At 74.0% G+C, this 2,112-nt stretch carries 2 protein-coding genes; both read right to left on the minus strand.

What is annotated here, in order from left to right:
* Nucleotides 1–325 precede the first annotated feature (325 nt).
* The gene (locus tag G6024_RS06185; protein ID WP_069389643.1) at nucleotides 326–1,165 is read right to left on the minus strand and encodes a CPBP family intramembrane glutamic endopeptidase; all 840 of its coding nucleotides are present in this window, start codon (nucleotides 1,163–1,165) and stop codon (nucleotides 326–328) included.
* A 22-nt stretch (nucleotides 1,166–1,187) separates the two neighbouring features.
* A complete protein-coding gene (locus G6024_RS06190; protein ID WP_069389642.1) occupies nucleotides 1,188–1,880 on the minus strand; it encodes an APA family fibronectin-binding glycoprotein in 693 nt (230 codons plus the stop codon).
* Nucleotides 1,881–2,112 lie beyond the last annotated feature (232 nt).

Raw genomic sequence — 2,112 nt, forward strand, 5'->3', positions numbered from 1 at the left:
CGGCGCGCCGGGGTCGGCGTAGCCACGGCGTTCGCGCGCGCGTCGCCGGAGCTCGGCGGCCTCCTCCGGGGTGAGGTGCCGGCGCCTGGAGTCGTCGGTCATGGGATCGGACTCTACTTGGCCGGTGCCGCGGTCGGCGGGTCCCACGGCCCCGGCGGGACACGCGTCACAACCGCGTGGGCCGCCCCGCTGTGCCGGGGTGCGCTGCCCCTATGTCCGCAATTCGGCCAGGTGCGCTGCCCGAATGGACCAATCGGGACGCGCAACCTGAAGCGGTACGGGGCGCGGAGCGGTGGCCGGGCGGTCACAGCGACGAGTCGGGCGGTCACAGCCACGACAGGTGCGGGGCGAGCAGCGCGTAGCCGAGGAACGCGACCACGTCGAGCAGCGTGTGCGCCAGCACGAGCGGCCACAGCCGGCGGGTCCGCATCCACCACAACGCGAACACCACACCCATCGCCAGGTTCCCGAGCCCGCCGCCGAACCCCTGGTAGAGGTGGTACGACCCGCGCAGCAGGGCGCTGGCCGCCAGGGCCAGTGCGGGCGGCACCCCCAGCTGGCGCAGCCGGATGAGCAGGTACCCCACCACGAGGATCTCCTCGGCGGCGCCGTTGCCGGCAGCGGACAGCACCAGCACGACGGGCCGCCACCACGTCTCGCCCAGACCCGATGCCGACACCTGCAGATTGACGCCCGCGGCGACCGCGCCGAGGTACAACGCCAGCCCGGGGACGCCGATGACAGCGGTCAGCGCGAGCCCCCACGCGATCTGACGGCCCGGACGGTCGCGCACGAGCCCGACGGCCCGCGCGCCGAGCCCGGAATGGGCGAGCAACACCAGCGGCAGCAGCGCCCACGCCAGCAGTCGCAGGACCCCGAGCGCCTGGTAGGCCAGGTCGAGCCACGAGTGCTCCGAGCGTGAGACGTTGAGGGCGGCGGTCTGCTCCCCGAGGTCCGCGGGTGCGAGAAGCGCGGAGACCAGGTCGAGGACGGCGTAGGCGCCGGACAGGCCGAAGGTGACGGCCAGGACGACGACGAGCTCGGCCACCAGTAGCCGGCGGACACGGGGGTCGGTCACCGGGTCGAACCGAGCCGCGTACCGGGCGAACGCCTCGCGGGGCGAGAGGGCTGCGCGGACCCGTCCCGCGCCGGAGGCCGGTGGCATCGACCCGCTCACCTCCCCCCGGTCACTCGGGGAGCCGGACGTGGTCGACGATCCGGTCCATCCACCGGACGCCGGGAGCGGACTGCTGCGCGGTGGTCACGTACGCCACCCACCACCGGCTGTCCTCGGAACCGAATACGGCGGTGTACACCAACCCGCCGGAGTCCTGGTCGGGGATGCCGTCCGGGACCACCACGTAGGAGATCGCGGCGCCCGTGCCCGCCTCGTTGTCCACGGGGACCACCCGTTGTTCGTCACGGGTCCCGGACACGCCCAGGACGTACAACTGGATGGTCTCCGCGAGCGCGGTCGCGGCCCCCTGGTCATCGGTGATCGCGGCGGCGGCGATCCCGGCGTCCAGCGGACCGGCGAGGATGCGGGTGTCCAGGGCCCGGCCGGTGCCGACCGGCCTCAGCTGCACACTGCCGAACTCCGGGTCGTCGATCACACGCCAGCCGACCGGCACCTGCAGCTCGAGCCCGGAGCCCTCGTCGACGTAGTAGGTGCCGGACAGGGTCGAGTCCCGGGGCAGCACCGACGCGGGGTTCGTGGCCACGGCGGCAACGAGCAACGCGGCCAGCAGGCCCAGTGCCACGTGGACGGTGCGCGGCCCGCGCTTCTCCTCAGGCGTGAGGTGAGAGGCGTCCGGGGCGTCGTCCGGCGCGGGGGTGTAGTCGGCCGCGTACCCGGGCACGGGGGAGTCGTCGGTACCCATCGGGGAGAGCGTAGCAACGTGCGGGGTGTGGCCCTGGGGTCATCGCGGGGGGTGTAGACCTGAGGCCATGACGGTGTCGCTCGAACTGCTCGGTCGCGGGCCCTCCCGGCCGGATCTGCTGGACGACCTCGTGGTGGACGAGGCGTCGATTGTGTCGGCCCTGGCGCGCTGGTCGGCGCCCGCCCCGGTCGAGGTGGAACCCGCGGCCGCCGCCGGCCTGCCCGCGCTCGAC

The organism is Dietzia maris (assembly GCF_014144855.1).
GTDB lineage: Bacteria > Actinomycetota > Actinomycetes > Mycobacteriales > Mycobacteriaceae > Dietzia > Dietzia kunjamensis.

Bases quoted from the DNA above. Each gene is read 5' to 3' on its own strand.
- G6024_RS06190 (WP_069389642.1), bottom strand. From the start codon at position 1,880: ATGGGTACCGACGACTCCCCCGTGCCCGGGTACGCGGCCGACTACACC.
- G6024_RS06185 (WP_069389643.1), bottom strand. From the start codon at position 1,165: ATGCCACCGGCCTCCGGCGCGGGACGGGTCCGCGCAGCCCTCTCGCCC.